Origin of the sequence: Thermodesulfitimonas autotrophica, assembly GCF_003815015.1 — a bacterium.
Taxonomy (GTDB): Bacteria; Bacillota; Desulfotomaculia; order Desulfotomaculales; family Ammonificaceae; genus Thermodesulfitimonas; species Thermodesulfitimonas autotrophica.
The window spans coordinates 61,905-82,059 of record NZ_RKRE01000003.1 but is presented as its reverse complement, the minus strand read 5'-3'; the positions used below and the strand labels follow the sequence as shown (position 1 = coordinate 82,059).

The window sequence follows — 20,155 nt, the reverse complement described above, 5'->3', positions numbered from 1 at the left end:
TAGATTATACCACAGCCACAGCCCTTTTATAAGCCTATAACACCGCAGATGGGAGTCTTCATATAGATTCTTCGCCGGAGGGTAAATTTTTTCCTGCTTTTCCCCGCAAAGTGATTACTTATAAGTCGTTTTTCTCCAGAGGAATAAGCTCCAAGTGAAGGCAGCGCCTCGTCTGGGAGGTTACCCGCACCGGCTCTGCCGGCCGCACGCCGGCAACCCATAAGATGCCGGTAGCGTCGACAATAAGGGGGATTCTATCCCGTTGGTAACGCGGAATCTTCTGGTTGATAAAGAAGCTCTTGAGCCGTACGGGAGCCGGGTAGCCCAGAGGATAAAAAAGGTCCCCCGAACGGCGCCGCCGCACGAAAAGAGGGGGCTTTACCCGTTCGTAATCGAGGAGCGTTTCCTGCAGCGGCAAGGTGGCAGGGTCCCTCCCGGGAGCCACTAGCTCGGCCTTAACGGCCACCCCTATCTCCCTAATGATGACCACGCCGGGAACAGGAAGCGGATAGCAGAAGTCGGGAACCGCCGGTATCGCACCGGTCCGGAAGAGAAGCCGCCCGTGAAGCCGGACCGCCTTCACCCCCCGGGGTAGAATAACTTCCCTGCCGGTGGCGCGCTCCAGTAACCTTAGCACCTCCTCCGTATGGAGGAAATCAAGGTCGTAAACGCTTCCCGTTACTTCCCGGTAAGCCAGACGCACCACCCGTCGGGCCATCGCCCGGGGTAGCGTTGATATGGCGGCCCCGTCGAAATAAACGCCCGCCGCCGCGACGCTGCGGAGGCCAGCGTAAACCTTCGCCGCCTCCGCCGCCAGGAATTCCTCTTCTTCCCGGAGAACCGCCGCTAGGCGACCAAGAGCAGGCACAAGCGCCGGATTATACTCCCGCTCCAGGAGGGGGAGGAGTTCGTGACGGATCTTGTTCCGGCGGTAAGCCGTCTGGATGTTTGAGGCGTCATAACAGGTTTTAAGTCCCCGGGAAGCACAGTAAGCCTCGATGGCCGCGCGCCGCACCTCAATAAGCGGCCGCACGAACGGCCCGCGCACCGGCGGTATCCCTTTGAGCCCCGCCAGTCCCGTTCCCCGAAGAAGGTTCATGAGCACCGTTTCGGCTTGATCATCGGCCTGGTGCCCCAGCGCCACCTTCGCTGCGCCCACCGCGCTGAGCACGCGGGTAAAAAAGGCGTACCGGAGTTCCCGGGCGGCCATCTCGGTAGACAGGCGCCGTTCGCCGGCATACGCAGGAACGTCGGCCGCATCCACGGTAACCGGCAGGCCGTAGCCGGAAGCAAGCCGGCGCACAAATTCGGCCTCCTCAGCCGCCTCCGGCCGCAAACGGTGGTTGAGATGGGCCACGTGAAGCCCAAGCCCAAACTCATCGCGCAACCGGGACAAAAGGTCGAGCAGCGCGACCGAATCAGGCCCCCCCGAGACGCCCACCACCACCGCGTCTCCCGGCGTAAGCATCCCGAAACGCTTGATAGTTTCCCGCACCTGCGGCAAAATATCCAATGAAGACCACCCTGGGCTTTAAAGTTCCACGCTTCCCCTTTTTTTCCCTCCCCCGAAAATCGTTCAACCTTAATACTGAGAGACCCAAAATCTATCAGCCGCACGGAAGCCTGGCTTACACGGCCACCACGCGGGCCACCACCACCGTCGCGTCATCCGGCAGCGTTCCCCCCGCTACAAAATGCGCCCGGTTGAGGATGAAGCTAGCGATCTTCTGCGGTTCGCCGGCACCAGCCTCCGCAAGGCACCCCACGAGCCACTCCTCCTTACCCTCCTCGCCCCGCCACGCTTCCAAGAGGCCGTCCGTCACCAGCACCACCAGGTCCCCGTCCTCAAGCTCTCGCTCCACCACGAGCACTTCGATCGGGTTAACAATCCCCACCGGTAGGGAAGGCGTCCGGATCACTTCCGCGGTGCCGTTGCTGCGGTAGAGAAAGCCGGGAGCCGCACCGATCTTCACCCACTGGAGCTTCCCCGTATAGAGATCGAGGACCGCCATATCCACAGTGGCGAAGCTTTCCCCGGGCGCGTGTAAAAGCAACAGCGAGTTCACCGTTTTGACCGCAAGTTCTGCACTGAAGCCGGCCTTCAAAAGAAGCTCTAAAAGTGAAACCGCAGTTGCACTCTCCTGGGCTGCCTGCGCGCCGGTGCCCATCCCGTCGCTCAGAATCAACGCACAGCGGCCGCCCTTCATTTGGAGGCGCGCAAAGGTATCCCCCGAAACCTCCTCCTTCGCCGCCGTGGCTACTCCCACCGCCAGCCGGAAGCGGAGCGCAGCGTAGAGGGTGAACCAGCACTCCTCCTCTCCCTCCCGGAGCGGGCAGGCCGTATGCGCCACGGAGTAAACCCGCCGGGCCACATCCGATACTACGGGGGCCACCACCCGCTGGCAGTAAAGGTTCCCGGTGCAGGCCTTTGTGCAAACATGCACCTCAATCTGCCCGTCGTCCCCTAAGGAAACCCGCAGGTCCTCAACGCGTAGCCGGCCCTTGCGCGCCATTTCCCGGAGCTCCGCCTCGATTGCCGCCACCCGGGCAAGACCCGCACCGAGCTCACCCGCGAAATCCTGCAAGACCCCGGCAATACCGCGCAACTGTTCCGCCACCACCGCCCGACTCTCCACCATCCGCCGGTACCAGTAGCGGTTCAGCCGGTGAGCCTCGTGGAGCAGTGAGAGGGTAAGGGTTAGTTCTTTTAGCTTGACGCATCTTTTTTCGAGATACTCAGGCAGGTCTCCGGGCTGAAGCTGTCCTTTGCTCTCGAGTGTATGCAGCGCTTCCCGGAAGACGACCGCCGCCTGGCGCTCCTCCCATTGCCAGCAAGTGCGGTGCAGGGGACAGTTGCCGCAGACCCGCTCCCTAACTTCCGACAGCAACTGCACCAGTTGGTTCTCCGCAGCCGGCCGCAGCGCGCCCGCTGCGTTGAAGGTCACCGCAAGCTCGTCGAGCACTTGCGCCCAGCCATTAAGCCGCCCGAGAACGAGCTCGCTGAAAGGTTTTGAGGCTTCGGCGACGGTCACCACACCGGAAAGCGAAGCCCGTAGGCCAGCGTACCACTTGAGCGGGACCAAAAGATAAAGGATAGTCGCAATCCCGGTCTCCGCCACGATTTGGGTTAAGCTGTTTGGATCCCGGATATAAAGCACGAGCAGGACGTTCCCGAGGGCAAAACCAAGGACCACTCCGGGCCTGCCGAATTTCCGGAAGCACCCGCCCAGAAAACCGGCAAACGCGTAGTTCGACACCGCCTGGGGAACAACCGTGTAAGCCAGTCCCGGGATCACCCCCAGGACCGCTCCCGCCGCCGCACCCGCACCGCCGCCTCCGGCGGCCGCGGCGAAAAGGAGGGCGAGCCGTGTCAGCACCCCTTTAACCGCAACCGGCCCCCAGACGAGATTCCCGCTCCCGGCAATCACCCCGGCCCCGATAACGGTGAGACAGAAGAGTTCTTCCGCACTCAGTTGCAGGCCTTTTTTCTCCCGCCAGGCAACGAGTCCCTGCTGAAAAAGATAGGTGAGCACTCCCGCAAAAGCCGCCTCAAACAGGATGCTCACGTAGGCGTAAGGGTTCGGGCCTCCGAAAGCTAGGAAGGCCATTTTTACCACCACAATAGCCACGGCAACTATGCCGGGCGCCCCCAGGGGCCGGCACACCAGTTCCTGAGGTGTCAGCGTCACGAGAAGCAACGTAGCGCCGGTAGCGGCGACCGCGCCCGCACAAGTAAGCCCCTTTAAAACGAAAACCTGGCCCGCTATCACGCTCAACCACACAGGCCAGGTGCACCCGCCGTAACTCAGGTTGGCCGCCACCGCGAAAGCAACGCCGAAGGGGGTCAGCGCCCCCAACAAAACCGCCCGCCCGAGGAAGAACCCGGCGAAATAAAGCGGCAACCAGCGGCGGTGCGCCCTCAGCCCTTCAACGATAAAAGATAGGTCGAACCCGGAGCGGGACCGCCGCCGTTCCCCGCGCGCAACCCTCCCTGACTCCTCTTCCCGCGCGATAACCCGGAGTTCCCGCCGGCGCGCGCTCTTCTCCCGCCTGTAAGGATAAACCTCCGTCGCCCGCTGCAACAAGCATACCACCCCGCCGGAATTTATTTCCTTATTATACCCCGGTGAGGTGGTAATTTCTGTCAGAATCAGGGCCGGTGATTTAATTTTCTTTCGACAGCATCCACCGCCTCGGCTGCCACACCGTAAAGGAGATCATGCTCGCTGACGGTCAACCCGGGAGCTCCGGTCAGCTCTAACAAAACGGTGAGAATCCGGATCCCGGCAAGGATGACATCGGCGCGCTCCGGCTGCAGCCCGGGAACGTTACGCCGCTCTTCAAGCGAAAGCGCGGCCAGCCGCGCGCCCATGGCGACCACCTCTTCCGCCTGGAGTTCGTAGCCGTGGACGCGCGCCGGGTCGTAGGCGGGCAGCGCCAGTGCCACCGCCGCCAGCGTGGTGATCGTCCCTCCGGTTCCAATAATCCGGCGGCCCGTGATCTTAGAAGCTACAGGCGCCAGCACGTGGGCGACCGTTTCGGCACCGCCCCCCTGCTCCGTCAGGCGAACTGCGCCGAGCGGCAGGCTACGGGCCATAAGCCGTCCTTTTTCCATCCAGATGATCTCCGTGCTCCCGCCACCGATATCGATAACTACCGTCTCGTCCGGGTCGAAGGCCAGCCCGGTCATAGCGCCGCAAAAAGTGTAAAAGGCCTCCTCGGTCCCGGAAAGGATACGCACCTCAAGCCCGGTAGCCCGGCGGATCAGCGTGAGGAAATCTTCCCGGTTAGCTGCCTCGCGCACCGCACAGGTGGCCACCGCGATAATCCTTTTGGCCCCCATCGTCTGCGCCCGCCGCCAGAATTCCGCAACCGCAGCTGCCGTCCTGGCCATCGCCTGCTCGGACAATCGCCCGGTGGCAACGAGCCCCTCCCCCAAACGGGTTGTTTTGAGCGCCGTTTCCACCCGGTCAACCACTTGGGGGCCTACCTCGGCTAAAAGGTAGCGTGTCGAATTAGTGCCAATATCTATTACGCCCACGCGCACCGGCAACACCCCTTATATTGAGTCCGCAGCCCCCTACCCCCGGATCATTCCTGCCAAAAGTCCATTTTTACTCTTGACCGCCCGTCTTTTCCCCTATTAAGATAATGCCTGATACTTTTCGTCGCAAAACCCGAGCCCAAGCTACAGCCACAGGAGGCGAAAAAATTGCAACTCCGACTCGGTCTGCCTAAGGGCAGCCTTCAAGAGGCCACTTTCCAACTCTTCCGCCGCGCCGGTTACAACATTACGGTAAGCGGACGCTCCTACCACCCAGCGATTGACGACCCGGAAATCGCGGTGGTACTTATGCGGGCGCAGGAGATTCCCCGCTACGTCTCTGAAGGCGTGCTCGACGCCGGCTTGAGCGGCTACGACTGGATTCAGGAGAACGAAGCCCGGGTCGTCGAAGTCGCCGAGCTCGTTTACGCCAAACAGTCGCAGCGGCCGGTCCGCCTTGTGCTGGCGGTAGCGCAGGATAGCAACATCCAGCAGGTAACCGACCTTGACGGCAAGCGAATCGCCACCGAGTTTGTGCGGCTCACCCGGCGTTACCTCGCCGCCCACGGCGTTACCGCGCACGTCGAATTCTCCTGGGGCGCCACCGAAGTAAAGGTACCCGAACTCGTCGACGCCATCGTTGACCTCACCGAAACCGGTAGCTCCCTTAAAGCAAACAACCTGCGGGTAATCGCTACCATTCTCGAATCGACGCCGCGGCTGCATGCCAATCCGGCCGCTTGGGAAGACCCCTGGAAGCGGAGCAAGATCGAAAACCTCGCCCTGCTCCTCAAAGGGGCGTTAGCCGCTTACGCCAAGGTAGGCCTCAAGATGAACGTTCCGGGCGACAGGCTCGCCACCGTCCTGGGCATCCTTCCGGCAATGAAGCAGCCAACCGTATCGCCGCTTTACAACAACGGCGGCTGGGTTGCCGTGGAAGTCGTGATCGACGAACACCGGGTACGGAAACTGATTCCCGCTTTGAAGGAAGCCGGCGCCCAGGACATCATCGAGTACCCCCTTAATAAAGTAATTCCCTGAAAAAATTAGTGGGTATTGCCCGCCCGGTTTTGGTCCCCTTCATGCCGTCTCCCTTGCCCTTCCTGCCGGGGGGCAACCGTTACCACCACGGGGACTTCTCCGGGTTTTACCAGGCCGAATTTTTCCCGGGCCAGCGACTCCACATAAGAATCGGACTGGAGAAGGCGAACGCGCTCCCAGAGCGCAGCGTTCTGGGCCTGCATCTCTTTTAACTCCCGTTCGGCTTGTCTTACGCTAGTCTCCAGAGCGTAGAGCCGGCCGAACTGGCTTCCGGTAACGATCAAAAGATAAATCAAAAAGACGACAAAGAGCAGTACCGGTAGCCGGCCGGGGTCGAAACGCACCCTGGGTCTCGTTTCCCTCCCCTGCTTAACCGTTTTACTCGCCGCCTTCACCGCCATCCGCCAGCTCCTCCTCGTCGGGTAGTAACAACCCGCCCGGCAAAACAATGACCACCTCATAGCCCTTCTGGCGCGCCCGGTTAAAAAGGGTAGCGACGCTCGAAGGGCTCAGCTTCAGGCGGCGGGCAATCGCCTCCGCCGGGTAACCCATCTCTTTTAGAACGACAACCTGCCGTTCGCGGAAACTGAGTTTCTCGGCACCCCTAATCTCAACGTGCAAGTCCTTCACCCGACCAGCTTATGCCCCGGTTTGTCCACAAAATGTGGACAAAATTATTACAGGTCTTCTACATAAATGAAAAATTTCCTGCCGGCGAACCAAAAACTTTCCGCCAGTTATTCTTCGGGCTTGCACCGGCGGCGCAGTGGCCACCGCCGCAAAAGGCTGGCGCAGCGCCGGAAGAATCTTGCGGTGGGCAAAAGGAAGCGTAGCGACACGCGCCAGAAACGCAAAAAGGCCGAACCGGCGCAAGTCGCCGCGGCCACCGTAGGCCGGCGCAAAAACCGGCAGTAAAAGAAGAACCCGGTGAGCATACCCAGAAAAGTATAGAACCGCACCCCGCCGGTATTGCCCGCAAAGAAAAGAAAACAGGCCAGAACGGTAAGACAAAGCCAGAAAAGGGTGTCCCCAAGCGCCAGCGCCACGCGCGTCCGCAACCGCAGCAGCCGGAAGGAAACCTGGTAGAGATCGTAAAGCCAGCCGCCCGCCAACCCCACAAGCACACTAAGACCGAAACCCTTGAGTTGGTAGAAGAAAGTGGCCACTACCGGAAAAGCCTTTCTAACAAACCGCGCCCGGCGCCCCGCCGGACGGTGCCTTTCTCCTCCGCATAGCTCAGCGCCTGAAACCGGCCCTCGACCACCAGCCGACCAGTATCGAGGTTGAGGTCGGTGATGTTCAGCCCCTCTCCCTTGAGCACTAAATAACCTAAGGCCGTATCCGCACGGATCTCCTTATCCGTAAATGCATCAACCTGACGCACCCCCTCGGCCACTACACGCTTTCTTTCTTCGAGGATGACCGTGTGGCGCTCCACTTCTTTCACAGTGTGTCACCCCTCTTTCCCCGCAAATTTTATGCGGGGTGTGCCACCGGGTAGAACCGGCCGGCCCAGCTTAGGCCCGCAAGCGCAAACTCTGCCACAGATAAAAAAACCGCGCTTAAAACCGCGCGGTTCAGTTATAACCGGATCACCGGGTAAACAAAATCAGTCCTCGAGGAACCGGTAAAGACCCGGCGCTTCTTTTGCCGTTACGTGCTCGGCAAGCCCAACAACTTCAAACTTTATTGTCCGGTGACCGAGAGAAAGAACTACCACATCCCCCGGCTTCACCCGCGTGGCCGGTTTCGCAGGCCGGCCGTTGACCGTCACCAACCCTTCCCGCAACACATCCTGCGCCACCGCCCGGCGGGGGATCAGCCGGCTTACTTTAAGAAACTTATCCAGACGCACCCCGGAGAAAACTATTTGCCCACAGCGTCCTTAAGCAGTTTGCCGGCCTTGAAAACAGGCACCCGCGCCGCGGGAATCTCGATTTCGGCTTTAGTCTGGGGGTTCCTCCCTTTCCTGGCTGCCCGCTGCCGCACCTCAAAGGTGCCGAAGCCCACCAACTGCACCTTTTCCCCGTTGGCGAGCGCGGCGGTGATGCTGTCAAAAACCGCCGCAATTGCCCTTTCTGCGTCTTTTTTCGTCAAATCTGCCTTTTCTGCAACGCTCGCTACCAGGTCCGCTTTGTTCACCCGTATCCCCTCCTGGAAGTATTTTGGCTAAACTCCCTAATTCGCTGCAGCCCTTTTTTCTCCTGCAAAAAAAGTGGTTAAAACGCAAATTTTTTTTCGCCGGACCAACCTCCTGCCCACCCAAACAGCTTATTTCTGAAAGCGATTCCAATTTATGGCATATGACTCCTAACCTTCGACCTCGAGGCGCTTGGCTTCTTCCCACCAGGCGTCCATCTGTGACAGGTCAAGATCTTTAAGTTCCAGACCCTTGTCCCGCGCCCGGGCTTCGATATATTCCATCCGCCGGATAAACTTCGCGGTGCTCTGGCGCAGGGCGTCTTCCGCATCTATCCCCAAGAGACGGGCCACGTTGACCACCGCGAAAAGAAGATCGCCAACCTCGCCGCCGACGCCCCGCCCGGCTGCTACAGCCTTCTTCAGCTCGCCAGCCTCCTCGAGAACCTTGTCCATCGCCCCGCGCCACTCATCCCAGTCGAAACCGATCCGGGAAGCCTTCTCCTGCACCCTGGTGGCGTACAGGAGTGCCGGCAAAGACCGCGTCACGCTCCCGAAGGTAGCGTTCGGCTTCTCCTTTTTTTTCAGGCGCTCCCAGTTAACCAGCACCTCCTCACTATCCTTCACCTCTTTACTGCCGAAAACGTGGGGGTGCCGGTAAACCATTTTCTTAGTAATCGTCCGGACGACATCGGCAAAGTCGAACTTCCCGGCCTCCCGCGCGATCTGGGCGTGGAAGACAATTTGTAGTAGTAAGTCTCCCAACTCCTCGCAGAGATTATGCGGATTGCCGCCATCAATCGCCTCTAAAACCTCGTACGTCTCCTCAAGAAGGTACTTTTTGAGGCTTTCGTGCGTCTGCTCCCTGTCCCAGGGGCACCCCTCTTTACTGCGGAGCTGGGCCATGATCCGGACGAGCGGCGCCACCGAATAAGAAGGCGGGCGCCGTCGCTTGACGGGAGGAAGATATATGGTAGTTAAATGGTCAAGCCACGGCAGCCGGTCGAGCGTGTACAGGGGAACGTCAGCCCGTTTCTCCTCATCCGGAACGCCGGCGGCACGGATTACCGTAACCGGGTGGGCATCGGAGTAGTAATCCATGAGGAAAAGCTTGACTTCAGAGGCGACCAGGCGGCTGTAAACCTGCATCACTACCGCCGGAAGGTGCGGACAGACAAGTTTGGGGTCAAGGGATAGGCCGTCGAGAACCACCATCCCCGCCGCAGGGTCAAGGGATAAAGCCGCGTAGACGGCGTCGAGAAAGCTCATTGCCGGAAGGAGCTGAACCGTAAGCCCTTCCGCTGCCGCCCCCGCCATGATCAGGCGGGTCGGCTCTTCGGCCACTAACGGGTGCCCTGGAACCGCGTAAACGACGGGCTGGAGCTTCGCTTGCGATATAACCGTCGCCGCGATACGCTTATAAACAGCGGCAAAGCTTTTCTCCTCTTCATAAAAGCGGTCAAAACTGTTGAAGGTAAGACCCATCGCTTTCAGTCGCGGCACCACGGGATGCTGCTCAGTGCGTAAAAAAATAACCCCCGCCTGGCGCAAGGTAGCAAGCACACCGACGGGGAGAGCCTCCCAACTTCCGGGGCCGAGACCGCAAACAGTTATCTGGTATGCGGCCATAATCCTGCTTTTTCAACCTCACCTCTTGAGTGTCACGCTGCGCCCGCCGCTCGCCTTCGAAGTCAGGGATGACGTTATCAGTGTTCCATCTGCTTTGCCAGAAAACCGGCAGCCGTTTCCGCCAGTTTTAATTCAAGCTCCCCCATCTTTACGCCAGGTTCCCGCGAAACCAAAATCACCGCGCCAATCGGGTCACCTTCGGCAATAATCGGCACGATTACCTCGGCGGTAAAATTGCACTCCCCGTTCTCCCCCGTGAGGCAGCCAGCACAGAACGGATCCTCCTTGGGGCAGTTGATCACTACTGGCCGCCGCCCCTCCATTACTTTTTCCACCGCCGAACTTATCGGCCGGTTGAGAAACTCTTTCTTTGCCGCGCCGGCAACGGCAATAATCGTATCCCGGTCCGCGATCATGGCGATGTGCCCTACCGCCTCGTGGAGCGAGTCGGCGTACTCCTTGGCAAAGTCACCTAATTCCCCGATAGGTGAATACTTCTTTAAAATTACCTCGCCGTCGCGGTCCACAAAGATCTCGAGAGGATCACCCTCCCTGATCCGAAGGGTTCGTCGTATCTCCTTGGGTATCACCACTCTACCCAGGTCATCGATACGCCGAACAATTCCTGTTGCCTTCATGGTTTTACCTCCTTGAGTTTGAATTTCCTGGACGGATTGATTGCGGCTTACTTAACTATGAGTAGTATACAACGTCTCCTTGCCCGTTATTCATTTTTTACCAAAAAAAGCAAACCGGCGGGACAATTATTTCCAAGCCTATTATAATCACTTCAACCCAATTCTACAAGAAATTCTGTTAATTTTTTCAGGGAGGCACTCGATTCCTGTCGCTCCGTGGCAGGCAGGAGGATAGTAAACTCCTCGCCCTGCTGGTGAAAACGCGCTCCGTACTTGCGCGCGATCATCCCTAAGCGTTCCGCTTTAAGTGTATATCCGGAAGCGAAAACGATCCGGTAGAGCTGGCCCTGCCGGGTCACCAGACGCACCCGTAAGCGCCGCCCGTGAACCCTCAGGAGCGCTACCGAAAGGAGGTTTTCGAGCGGCGGCGGGAGTGGTCCGTACCGGTCGCGGAGCGAAGCGGCCACCGCCGCCACCGCCGCAGGCGTCGCCGCGTCAGCAATAGACCGGTAAACCTCCATTTTATGGTAATCAGGCACGTAGCCCTCCGGCAGGTAGGCAGATATAGGCAGCTCTACCACCGTTTCGACCGGCGTCACCACCTTCTCGCCCCGGAGTTCCTGAATTGCTTCCCGCAGCAACCGGCAGTAAAGTTCAAAGCCAACCGCTTGAATGTGGCCGTGTTGTTCTACGCCCAAAATGTTACCGGCCCCACGGATCTCAAGATCCCGCTTGGCGATCTTGAAGCCGGCACCGAGATCCGTAAAGTCGCGGATAGCCTGGAGGCGCTGGCGCGCTCCTTCGTTGACGAGCTTATCCCGCTGGTAGAGGAAGTAAGCGTAAGCCAGACGGTTCGTTCGCCCCACGCGCCCTTTAAGCTGATAGAGCTGCGCCAGGCCGAGCTGGTCTGCATCTTTAACGATTAGGGTGTTCACGTTACCGATGTCGAGACCGTTTTCGATAATCGTGGTCGCCACTAACACGTCGTACTTACGGGCGATGAAGTCAAGCATAACCCGCTCCAGCTTTTCCTCGGGCATCTGCCCGTGAGCCGCAACCACGCGCGCCTCGGGAACTAAGTCCCGCACCCAGTCCGCAACCTCCGCCAGCCCCACTACCCGGTTGTAAACGAAATAGACCTGCCCACCGCGCACCAACTCCCGCCGGATCGCTTCGCGGATCAGAACCGGATTTTCCTCCATCACGTAAGTCTCCACCGGAAGGCGATCCGGCGGCGGCGTCGAGAGAATGCTGGTGTCCCTGATGCCTGTCAGCGACATGTAAAGGGTGCGCGGGATCGGCGTGGCGGTCATGGTAAGCACGTCGACCTCCCGCCGCAAGAGTTTCAATTTCTCCTTTTGGACCACGCCAAAGCGCTGTTCTTCATCGATGATCAGCAGTCCCAAGTCGGCAAACCCCACATCATTCTGGAGGAGCCTGTGGGTACCGATGACAATGTCAATCGTGCCGCTTTTCAACCCCCGGATCACCGCGCGCTGCTCGGCCGGAGTCTGAAAACGGCAGAGCCAGGCCACCGTGACCGGGTAAGGGGCAAAGCGCTCCCGGAAAGTCTGGTAGTGCTGCTGGGCTAGGATGGTGGTGGGAACTAAGACCGCCACCTGCTTCTGGTCCATCACCGCCTTAAAGGCCGCCCGCAGCGCCACCTCGGTCTTGCCGTAACCGACATCACCGCAGAGTAGCCGGTCCATAGGGCGGGGTTTCTCCATATCCGCCTTAACCTCAGCGATAGCCTTGAGCTGGTCGGGAGTTTCCTCGTACGGGAAGGCGTCCTCAAATTCCCGCTGCCACGGCGTATCCGGGGAAAAAGCGTAACCCTTAGCCGTCTCGCGCGCAGCATATAGAGAGAGCAGGTCGCCCGCCACCTCGCGGGCGGCCTGCAGCGCGCGGCTTTTCGCTCGCTTCCATTCACCTCCCCCGAGACGGGAGAGGCGCGGGGCGGCTCCTTCACCGCCGAGGTAATGCTGGAGGATTCCTACCTGGTCGGCAGGGATGTACAGCCGGTCCTCCCCTGCGTACTGGATCAGCGCGTACTCGCGGGTCACACCTTCCACCGTGAGCATCGTAAGCCCTTTATACAGGCCTATACCGTGCTCGGGGTGAACTACGTAATCACCCGGGCGAAGCTGGGGCTGCTCGCTCACCTCCTGGGCCTGCATGCTGGTCTTGAGCCCTAAACGCCGCCGGCCGAAGACCTCCGCCGCGGTGAGCAAAACAACGCGGCCTGCAGGAAAAATAACCCCCTCGCTCAGCCCCCCGGTAGTAACTAGGACCTCGCCGGGCGCGAGCTTTTCCACACCCGCCGCGTACCGCGCGAAGATCTCCCGTGCGCGCAGATCGGTTACTACCTGGTGGGCCTGCTCTGGCTTCCGCATTATGATAATGACGCGGTTTTCCCGGCGCCACTCCCGGATTTCTTCGGCCAGCGCGTCGATCCGCCCCAGAAAATTAGGGGCCGTTTTGGTCACTACGCTTATCTCCTTGCCGCCCGAACCGAAAGGCGTTTTCTCGGGAAGAAAAGAGAGGGATGCAACCGGCCGGCGTCCTAACTTCTGCGCCACTTCGGCCCAGCTCAGGTAAATCTCCCTCTGGCGGGGCAGCATCGCTCCCGTCGCCTCGAGCCCGGCGATAAACTGGGAGATTTCCCGCTCGGCTTCACCGGCCGCTACGGCGCACTTATCGGCCTCCACAACGAGACAGAGCCCCTCAGGAGCCAGGTAGTCGAGGAGCTGGGCCGGCCGTTCGTAAAAGTAAGGTAGCAGCGTTTCGCCCCGTGGCGGGTAGTGACCCGCCCGGAGGGCGGCGAGAGTTTCTTCGACCCAGTTCCCCAGACGCGCGGCCGCCTGTGGTGACTTGAGGCGCGGGGCAAAGTCCGCGTAATCCTTCTGCAGCCGTGCTACCGCTGTTTCGAACGCTGCGGGGGAATAGATCCCCTCCGTTGCCGGACCCACCGTTACCCGCGCGATCTTCTCCCGCGACCGCTGGGTAGCCGGATCAAAATAACGTAGCGAGTCGATAATGTCGCCGAAAAACTCGGCGCGCACCGGCGCTGGCGCTCCAGGGGGATAAAAATCAACAATGCCGCCGCGGCGGGCAAACTTTCCCGGTACCTCTACCACCGCGGCAGGCTCGTAGCCCGTCGCGGCTAGATGGCGCAGCAGCTCCTCCGGCCCGAGCGTATCACCACGGGTGAGAACCCGGCAGGCCGCCCGAAATACCGCAGGCGGCACAAGCCCCCGGAGCAACGCGGCCGCACTCGCAACGACAACGCCTCCCCCGCAGACCAGCGCCGCGAGAGACATCAGGCGCTGCCGCGGGATGAAGGCGCCCGGGAGAGCCTTTTCGGCCATAGCTTCCCAGGGCAAAAAAACAAAAACCTCCTCCCCGAGAAGCTGGCGGAGGTCGGCATGAAGCTTAAGCGCCGCTTCATCATTAGGGGTTACCACCAAGGCCGGCAGCCTCTCCCCAAACACCAGCCCCGCGATAAAAAAGCTTTGTCCTGTCCCGCTGAGCCCGTAAACCGCCCGCGACGCCCCGGCTTGGATAGCTTCTTTTACTTGCCGGATAACGGGCGTTTCGGCCCAGATTTCGAGAAGTGCACGCATCCTTTAATTTGGTTTACCGGCGGCGGTTGAATTTATTCATCGCCTGAACTAACCCCTCCCGCAATACACAGTCCAGCGCCGCAACCGCCAGTTCGCGCACGGCCTGTACCAGTTCCTCCTCCTCAGGCGCAAACCGGCTCAAAACGAAAGCGGCCGCATCACCGCCGCCCGGCGGCCGCCCGATACCCACCCGCAGGCGGGGAAAGTCTGCGGTTCCTACCGCTGCGATAACCGACTCGACCCCCCTGTGGCCGCCGCTAGACCCCCGGGGCAGAAGGCGGATCCGCCCCAGAGGCAAGTCGAGGTCATCATAAACCAGCAGCATCTGAGCGGGAGAGAGCGCAAGCTCGCGCAAAAGGGGCCCGACTGCCTGCCCGCTCAGGTTCATGAAGGTCTGGGGCAGGGCCAGCGTTACCGCCGCACTGCCCACCCGGATCACCGCTACCAGCGCCCTACAACGTGCCTCCTTGAAGCGGGCACCGTAGCGCTCCGCCAGGCGCGCGACCACCGCAAATCCGATATTATGCCTGGTTCCCGCGTATTCTGCGCCGGGATTTCCCAACCCAACGATTAGACTGACCGTACGCATCGCCACCCTTATAACCTAACAACCTACCTGGCTCCCTGTATAACCATTTTACTTCTTGCTGCCCGCCGGGCAAGCCTCTCCCGCTTCGGGAGCCAAAATTCCTTGACAGCAACTCATAATTTAGCTAAATTGTTAATAAGTCTTCAGTAAAGAATTTTACCCGTTATTAACCTTTATTTGCCGAAAAAAGTCTAAGTTTAGCCAAAATACCTGCGTAGCGCGCGTAGAAACAGGTGGTTAATATGGGAGATGCACCCGCACCTCGGCGGCTGCGGTGGTTGGGTTATGCAGTGGCAATCCTTGGAATTTTAGTCGCCGCATATTTCATTTCCGATATTGCCCTCAGCAGGGTAGAGCAACCAAGTTACTGCCCCCGCTGCCACGAAGTGAGGGCGCAGTATCTGGCCTGGAAGGTTTCCTCCCACAGCCAGATCAACTGCCTCACCTGCCACGGCGGTGATAACAGCAGTTTGCGCCGCTGGGCACGCCGCCGCGTTGAAGCCCGTAACTACATCATCCACCTCCTCGGCAAGGCCAAGTACCCTTACCAGAAAAATCTGGTTCCTGAAGATCAGGTCTGCGGCGAGTGTCACTCCCCGAACCGTGAAGTTACGCCCTCCGGCGACCTCATCATTCCCCACCGGAAGCACACCACCGTCACCGGAACGCCCTGCGCCGCCTGCCACGTTGACGTCGTCCACCTCCGCGCGGCCAAGCGTCTGGAGGTAGCTATAGAAAAAGCGGGCGGCCAGCAGGAAAAGGCGTTCCAGATCCTGGCGCAGGAACTGCAACACCTGGGCCCCAAGGACCGGCTGCCGCTCATGGGCGCCTGCATGGGCTGCCACAACGGCAAAAAAGCGCCCGATAAATGCGCGATCTGCCACAAGAAGCTCGATATTCCGGCCGACCACAAGGCAAAGGACTGGGTCTACAACCACGGTACTAAGGCCCGGCAGGATATTCACTACTGCGTTTACTGCCACGCCGTTTTGCTCGACGTGGCCCGGCCCGGCGAAACCATCACCCTCTTGCAGGGAGTACGCGGTAACCCCTTCTGCGTCAACTGTCACAGCCAGCGGCCCGTAACCCACGGCCCGGACTTCAAACTCAAGCACAAGTTCCGGGCTCAGGAGGACCTGGAGGGTTGCCTTGTCTGCCACGACGCGGAGAAAAGAGATAAAATGTCCCTGCGCGGCGTCGTTCGCTGCAGCGACTGCCACCACACGCCGGTGACCCACCCGCCAAACTACCGCCGCATCCACCCGAACATCGTGATGCGCGAAGGAGCGGGGCAGTGCTTTAAGTGCCACGATACCACGAGCTGCTCCTACTGCCACACAAGCGGCAGGGTGGGCCTGCCATAAATTACTCCGGCGGCGGGTCCCTCCCCCCGGTTTTGAGCGCGTCGCACTCAAGCGGTACGCCGCCTTCAAGTAGAACAGGGTTCCTGCCGATTTAAGTAAAAGACGGGCCTCGCGGGAGAAACAGGAGAAACGGTATATGCCTCCGGAGAGCGAAAAGAAGAACGGCAGCCAGCAAGAAAAGTGTCCCTTACTAAAAAAGCTTTTGCTCCAAGCGCAAAAGCGACGCACGGTTGTGCTTGCCGTTGTAGCCGGAGCCGGATTGGTAGCCGCCTTTCTCCTCTTAGTCTGGCCGTGGGGGCTTATCGCCCGCGAAAAAACAGCCGAACAGTGGTTGAAGGAAGGCCTTGAGGCTTTCAAGCAGCAAAAGTACTTCCTGGCCGACCGCGCCTTCCGGGAGGCCTTGCGGCTTGACCCCCGTCATGGCGATGCCGCTTATTACTTAGGGCAACTCTACGACTCCTGCTGGCGCCGCCGCGAAGCGCTCAAATGGTATACCCAGGCGTTCGAAACCGAGCCCGCCCTTGCCGCCGCCGCCTTCAACGCCGGGCTGCTTTATGGCCTCGACGGCTCAGCCGACATGGAACTCGCCTCCCAGAAGCAAGCCGTAGCGACAAATCCGGCCTTTGCCGCCGCCTGGTTTCGCCTCGGCGAAATCTACTTCGAGCGGCGCCAGTGGGCTGAGGCAGCAGAAGCCTACCAGCACGCGATAGAAAACCCGCGCGTTCAACTCGACCGGAACCTCATCACGGAGCGTCTTGCCGCCGCCACCCAGCACCTCGCTACCGGAGAGTTAAAAGGCGAGCACATCACCGGCACACCCCCAACCGAAGCGCCCCCGAGCGACCGGCTCTGCACCCGCTGCCACGCGGACCTCGGCCGCACCCATAAACTGAAAAACGACAACCCCAACGGGTGCCTCCGCTGCCACGCGCCCCACAACCCCGTAATGCCCCCGCGCCTCAAAACACCGGCGATGAACCAGTGCCAAGTCTGTCATTTTGAGTACAGCGAAGAGGCCATTAAGTTCGCACGCGGCGAGGGTGCCCTTATCCATATGCCCCTGGTTAACGGCCACTGCACCGACTGCCACCGGGAACACAAGCTCGGGGAGAAAGCGGTCTTACGAACAAGCCAGCGGTTTCTCTGCTTCTCCTGCCACCCGGATACCAAGGGGGAGCTTAACCGCCACCTGCAGCACCCCCCTTACAAAAACGGCTACTGCACCGACTGCCATAACCCGCACTTGAGCCGGCAGCCGGCACTGCTTCAGGGACCGGAGAACAAACTCTGCTACCTTTGCCATTTCGTAGGTACGAATATCAAAGAGCTGCCGGTGCAGCACTCACCCTTTAAAAACGGCTACTGCACCTCTTGCCACGAGCCCCATTCTTCGAACTACCAGGGCCTTTTGCGGCTCGAGCAGCTTCGCCTCTGCTATAGCTGCCACTTCGACCGCGAGGCCGACCTCGCCAAACCGTACAAGCACAAGCCTTACGCCGAGGGAAAGTGCTGCGACTGCCACGACCCGCACGCCGCCCTCACCAAAGGACTGTTACCGGCACGCTCGCAGACCGAATTTTGCCTCAAGTGCCACTCCCGGGAGTACGTCTTCGGTCCCAACCACCACCCGGTGCCTGAGGGGTTGCTATGCACCGCGTGCCACCACCCCCACGCCGGCTACGCGCGGGCGCTCCTACCCAAGAAAAGCCCCGACCTCTGCTTCGACTGCCACGACTTCGGCTGGGGCAAGATGGGGCTCCTCTACTTCAAGCGGAGCAAGCACGGGAAGCTCGCCTGCACCGACTGCCACGGCGGCACAGGTTTGGGCTTCCGCTTCCGCACGCGCGAAGAGGCCCTCCGCGCGTGTCTTCACTGCCACCCGCGCTACATCGGCAAGACCGCCCAGCGCGGCAAGAAAACCTGCTACCTCCACCCCGTCGGCCCTCCGTGGGAAGATTGGCACAAGGGCGGCTTGCTTACCTGTAGCTCTACCTGCCACAACCCGCACGGGACACCCTACCGTTGCCTTCTTACCGCCCGGGGCGACGGCCTGTGCCTCAAGTGCCATAAGAAGTAGGCGCGGTAGCGGCAAGACTTACTACGGCTAGTAGGGGACTTCCTATTACATTTTCCCGGACTTTATACTCTAAAAAGTTACCGGCCGGCGGTATAATATTTATGGAATCCGGTAATAACCGGATTTTGTCGAACTTTGTTCCAAGCTAATCAATTGATTTACCAGGGCAATTCTGCTAAAATAGCAATTGTCCTGGCGATAACCAAACCGTATACGGAGGCCAGTTAAGGATGGAAAACAATATCACCACCCGCCCGGGCCAGGAAGAAAAGATGCTGCCCCTCAGCCGGGCGCTCGTCATCCTCGGTATTGTCACGGGGATTATTGTAGCGGTCGGTCTCATCATCGGCTACACCTTCTTCTGGGGCAAGTACCAGCACCAGACTTACAGCGACATCGTCTTCGAAACCGCCCGGCAGCACGTGAAGCAAAACCCCAAAAGCGCGATGGCCCACTTAGAGCTCGGTTACGCTTATCTCATGCAGGGCAAAGCCGACCAGGCGCTGAAAGAGTACCAGAAGGCTTACAAGCTCGACCCCAAAAACAGGCAGGTGCAGTACAACCTTGCTCTGGGCTACATGGCGAAAAAAGACTACCCGGCAGCAATCAAAATTCTGGAGCCCCTCACAAAACAAGGTCTCTTTGATTTAGAAGCCCATTACTCCCTGGGCGAGGCTTATTATAACAACGGGCAGTACCGTGAAGCACTTAAGGCATTCTCCCAGGCTGCCGGTATCAGGCCCGGGCTCGCTAACATTTACTACTACATGGCCCTGTGTTACGAAAAGTTAGGCGACAAGAATAACGCCATTGCGCAAATCGACAAAGCACTTCGCCTTGCGCCAAATTACACAGAGTTCCAAGAACTAAAAGCCAAGCTCACAGGGCAGCCGGTGGGAGGTGAGCGGCGTGGCTGATCTACGTGCTACCATTGCCGCCAAACTTGCCGGTAAGCAGGTAAAACGCGAACACCTTATCATTGCGGCACTCTGTATTGCTCTGCTCCTTACCCTCTATTTCGCCTGGATGTACTTGCGCCGCACAAGCCCGATAGAAGGGTTGAAGGCGGCAGTAATGCCCATTCACCAGCCGAAATGGGTAGCGACGATCTACGGGGATAAAGGGATTTTTCTCCGCCAGCCCCGCAGGGTATACGTCGCCGATAATCAGGTATTTATCTCTGATACCGCTAACCACCGGGTGTTGGTCTTCGATTACAACGGCCATTACATCCGGAAGTTTGGGGACAGCGGCAAAGAACAAGGGAAACTCCGCTACCCTTACGGGATTGAAATCGTAGGTGGCGAAATCTTTGTGGCCGACGCAGGCCACAACAAGGTTCTTGTCTTCGGCCTTGACGGCAAATTTAGACGGTATTTCGCCGACAACGCACTGGCTAAGCCGGTAGATATAGTTTACGCCCACAACAAGTTTTATGTTGCCGATGCCGGGCGCCACCAGGTAGTTGTTCTAGACCAAAAAGGGCATGAAGTCGCAGCAATCGGCAAATACGGGAAAGACGGGGCTGGCGAATTCTACTACCCCAACGGCCTGGCCCTTACACCTGACGGGCGAATTCTCGTAGCAGATACAAACAACAGCCGTCTTCAGGTTTTTGACTTATCTGGAAAATTCCTTGAGATGTGGACCGGTGACATGAGCAAGCACGAGGCTTACTTTGCAGCACCCGCAGACATTGCAGTTGATAGAAAGGGTAACGTCTACGTAGCCGACCCGCTCTGCCAGCGCGTCAGTATCCTGGACCCCAAAGGTAAGCTAATTAATGCTGCCCAGCAAGTAGGGCCGCCAGAAGAAGGGGATGCCCTTTCTCTCCCGACAGGGGTTTTTATTGATGGCCGGCAGCGCCTTTACGTAGCTGAGTACGGTAAATCACGCCTTACCATTTACGACCTTAAGTAACTAAATAGTTTTTCCGGTAATACTCATTACTGCCATCCCGGCTCCGCCGGGCCTTCTCCGAAAAATTAAAAATGTGCCGGAAAGGAGGTGA

18 protein-coding genes are annotated in these 20,155 nt (G+C 59.3%); 5 read left to right on the top strand and 13 right to left on the bottom strand.

Annotation, left to right across the window (positions count from 1 at the left end):
• Positions 1–118: 118 nt before the first annotated feature.
• The 3 genes from tilS to EDD75_RS07805 all read right to left on the bottom strand — a co-directional run bounded on the left by tilS (position 119) and on the right by EDD75_RS07805 (position 5,047).
• On the bottom strand, positions 119–1,513 hold the full coding sequence (gene tilS / locus EDD75_RS07815; RefSeq protein WP_123930699.1) for a tRNA lysidine(34) synthetase TilS: 1,395 nt from the start codon (positions 1,511–1,513) through the stop codon (positions 119–121).
• A gap of 115 nt (positions 1,514–1,628) precedes the next feature.
• Positions 1,629–4,082, bottom strand: a complete 2,454-nt coding sequence (gene spoIIE / locus EDD75_RS07810; protein ID WP_170157769.1) for a stage II sporulation protein E — start codon at positions 4,080–4,082, stop codon at positions 1,629–1,631.
• Between the two features lie 68 nt (positions 4,083–4,150).
• Entirely contained in the window at positions 4,151–5,047 is an 897-nt protein-coding gene (locus tag EDD75_RS07805) for a Ppx/GppA phosphatase family protein (RefSeq protein ID WP_123930692.1), read from the bottom strand.
• A 165-nt stretch (positions 5,048–5,212) separates the two neighbouring features.
• Here EDD75_RS07805 and hisG point away from each other — a divergent pair, with 165 nt between their 5' ends.
• Positions 5,213–6,085 carry an ATP phosphoribosyltransferase gene (hisG, locus tag EDD75_RS07800; protein WP_123930690.1) on the top strand — a complete coding sequence of 291 codons (873 nt, stop codon included), beginning with the start codon at positions 5,213–5,215 and terminating at the stop codon, positions 6,083–6,085.
• A 5-nt stretch (positions 6,086–6,090) separates the two neighbouring features.
• On the opposite strand, the gene EDD75_RS07795 is transcribed toward hisG, so the two are convergent.
• From EDD75_RS07795 to pth, 10 genes are all read right to left on the bottom strand, one after another.
• Positions 6,091–6,486: an FtsB family cell division protein gene (locus EDD75_RS07795; RefSeq protein ID WP_170157768.1), complete on the bottom strand. Its 396-nt coding sequence runs from the start codon at positions 6,484–6,486 to the stop codon at positions 6,091–6,093.
• On the bottom strand, positions 6,464–6,715 hold the full coding sequence (locus EDD75_RS07790; RefSeq protein WP_245963130.1) for an RNA polymerase sigma factor: 252 nt from the start codon (positions 6,713–6,715) through the stop codon (positions 6,464–6,466). Before EDD75_RS07790 ends, EDD75_RS07795 begins: the two co-directional genes overlap by 23 nt.
• Before the next feature lie 107 nt (positions 6,716–6,822).
• Positions 6,823–7,251: a spore cortex biosynthesis protein YabQ gene (gene yabQ, locus EDD75_RS07785; RefSeq protein WP_123930684.1), complete on the bottom strand. Its 429-nt coding sequence runs from the start codon at positions 7,249–7,251 to the stop codon at positions 6,823–6,825.
• Positions 7,251–7,532: a sporulation protein YabP gene (gene yabP, locus EDD75_RS07780; protein WP_123930682.1), complete on the bottom strand. Its 282-nt coding sequence runs from the start codon at positions 7,530–7,532 to the stop codon at positions 7,251–7,253. Before yabP ends, yabQ begins: the two co-directional genes overlap by 1 nt.
• Positions 7,533–7,694: 162 nt before the next feature.
• Positions 7,695–7,940 (bottom strand): RNA-binding S4 domain-containing protein, encoded by a 246-nt coding sequence (locus tag EDD75_RS07775; protein ID WP_123930679.1) that lies wholly within the window; start codon positions 7,938–7,940, stop codon positions 7,695–7,697.
• 11 nt (positions 7,941–7,951) lie between these two features.
• Positions 7,952–8,227 (bottom strand): HU family DNA-binding protein, encoded by a 276-nt coding sequence (locus EDD75_RS07770; protein WP_123930676.1) that lies wholly within the window; start codon positions 8,225–8,227, stop codon positions 7,952–7,954.
• Between the two features lie 168 nt (positions 8,228–8,395).
• Positions 8,396–9,853 carry a bifunctional methyltransferase/pyrophosphohydrolase YabN gene (gene yabN / locus EDD75_RS11300; protein ID WP_123930672.1) on the bottom strand — a complete coding sequence of 486 codons (1,458 nt, stop codon included), beginning with the start codon at positions 9,851–9,853 and terminating at the stop codon, positions 8,396–8,398.
• Between the two features lie 77 nt (positions 9,854–9,930).
• The gene (spoVT, locus tag EDD75_RS07760) at positions 9,931–10,491 is read right to left on the bottom strand and encodes a stage V sporulation protein T (RefSeq protein ID WP_123930669.1); all 561 of its coding nucleotides are present in this window, start codon (positions 10,489–10,491) and stop codon (positions 9,931–9,933) included.
• Positions 10,492–10,643: 152 nt separating this feature from the next.
• Positions 10,644–14,114, bottom strand: coding sequence for a transcription-repair coupling factor (mfd, locus tag EDD75_RS07755; RefSeq protein WP_123930666.1), 3,471 nt, complete (start codon positions 14,112–14,114; stop codon positions 10,644–10,646).
• 13 nt (positions 14,115–14,127) lie between these two features.
• The gene (pth, locus tag EDD75_RS07750) at positions 14,128–14,703 is read right to left on the bottom strand and encodes an aminoacyl-tRNA hydrolase (RefSeq protein WP_123930663.1); all 576 of its coding nucleotides are present in this window, start codon (positions 14,701–14,703) and stop codon (positions 14,128–14,130) included.
• A 290-nt stretch (positions 14,704–14,993) separates the two neighbouring features.
• Here pth and EDD75_RS07745 point away from each other — a divergent pair, with 290 nt between their 5' ends.
• The 4 genes from EDD75_RS07745 to EDD75_RS07730 all read left to right on the top strand — a co-directional run bounded on the left by EDD75_RS07745 (position 14,994) and on the right by EDD75_RS07730 (position 20,064).
• Positions 14,994–16,067 (top strand): cytochrome c3 family protein, encoded by a 1,074-nt coding sequence (locus EDD75_RS07745; RefSeq protein WP_170157767.1) that lies wholly within the window; start codon positions 14,994–14,996, stop codon positions 16,065–16,067.
• Positions 16,068–16,203: 136 nt separating this feature from the next.
• Positions 16,204–18,144, top strand: coding sequence for a cytochrome c3 family protein (locus EDD75_RS07740; RefSeq protein WP_123930657.1), 1,941 nt, complete (start codon positions 16,204–16,206; stop codon positions 18,142–18,144).
• 230 nt (positions 18,145–18,374) lie between these two features.
• Positions 18,375–19,061 (top strand): tetratricopeptide repeat protein, encoded by a 687-nt coding sequence (locus EDD75_RS07735; RefSeq protein WP_123930654.1) that lies wholly within the window; start codon positions 18,375–18,377, stop codon positions 19,059–19,061.
• Entirely contained in the window at positions 19,054–20,064 is a 1,011-nt protein-coding gene (locus EDD75_RS07730) for a 6-bladed beta-propeller (RefSeq protein ID WP_123930651.1), read from the top strand. Before EDD75_RS07735 ends, EDD75_RS07730 begins: the two co-directional genes overlap by 8 nt.
• The last annotated feature ends 91 nt before the right edge of the window (positions 20,065–20,155 follow it).

Bases quoted from the DNA above. Each gene is read 5' to 3' on its own strand.
- pth (WP_123930663.1), bottom strand. From the start codon at position 14,703: ATGCGTACGGTCAGTCTAATCGTTGGGTTGGGAAATCCCGGCGCAGAA.
- yabN (WP_123930672.1), bottom strand. From the start codon at position 9,853: ATGGCCGCATACCAGATAACTGTTTGCGGTCTCGGCCCCGGAAGTTGG.
- mfd (WP_123930666.1), bottom strand. From the start codon at position 14,114: ATGCGTGCACTTCTCGAAATCTGGGCCGAAACGCCCGTTATCCGGCAA.
- EDD75_RS07735 (WP_123930654.1), top strand. From the start codon at position 18,375: ATGGAAAACAATATCACCACCCGCCCGGGCCAGGAAGAAAAGATGCTG.
- spoVT (WP_123930669.1), bottom strand. From the start codon at position 10,491: ATGAAGGCAACAGGAATTGTTCGGCGTATCGATGACCTGGGTAGAGTG.
- EDD75_RS07795 (WP_170157768.1), bottom strand. From the start codon at position 6,486: ATGGCGGTGAAGGCGGCGAGTAAAACGGTTAAGCAGGGGAGGGAAACG.
- EDD75_RS07740 (WP_123930657.1), top strand. From the start codon at position 16,204: ATGCCTCCGGAGAGCGAAAAGAAGAACGGCAGCCAGCAAGAAAAGTGT.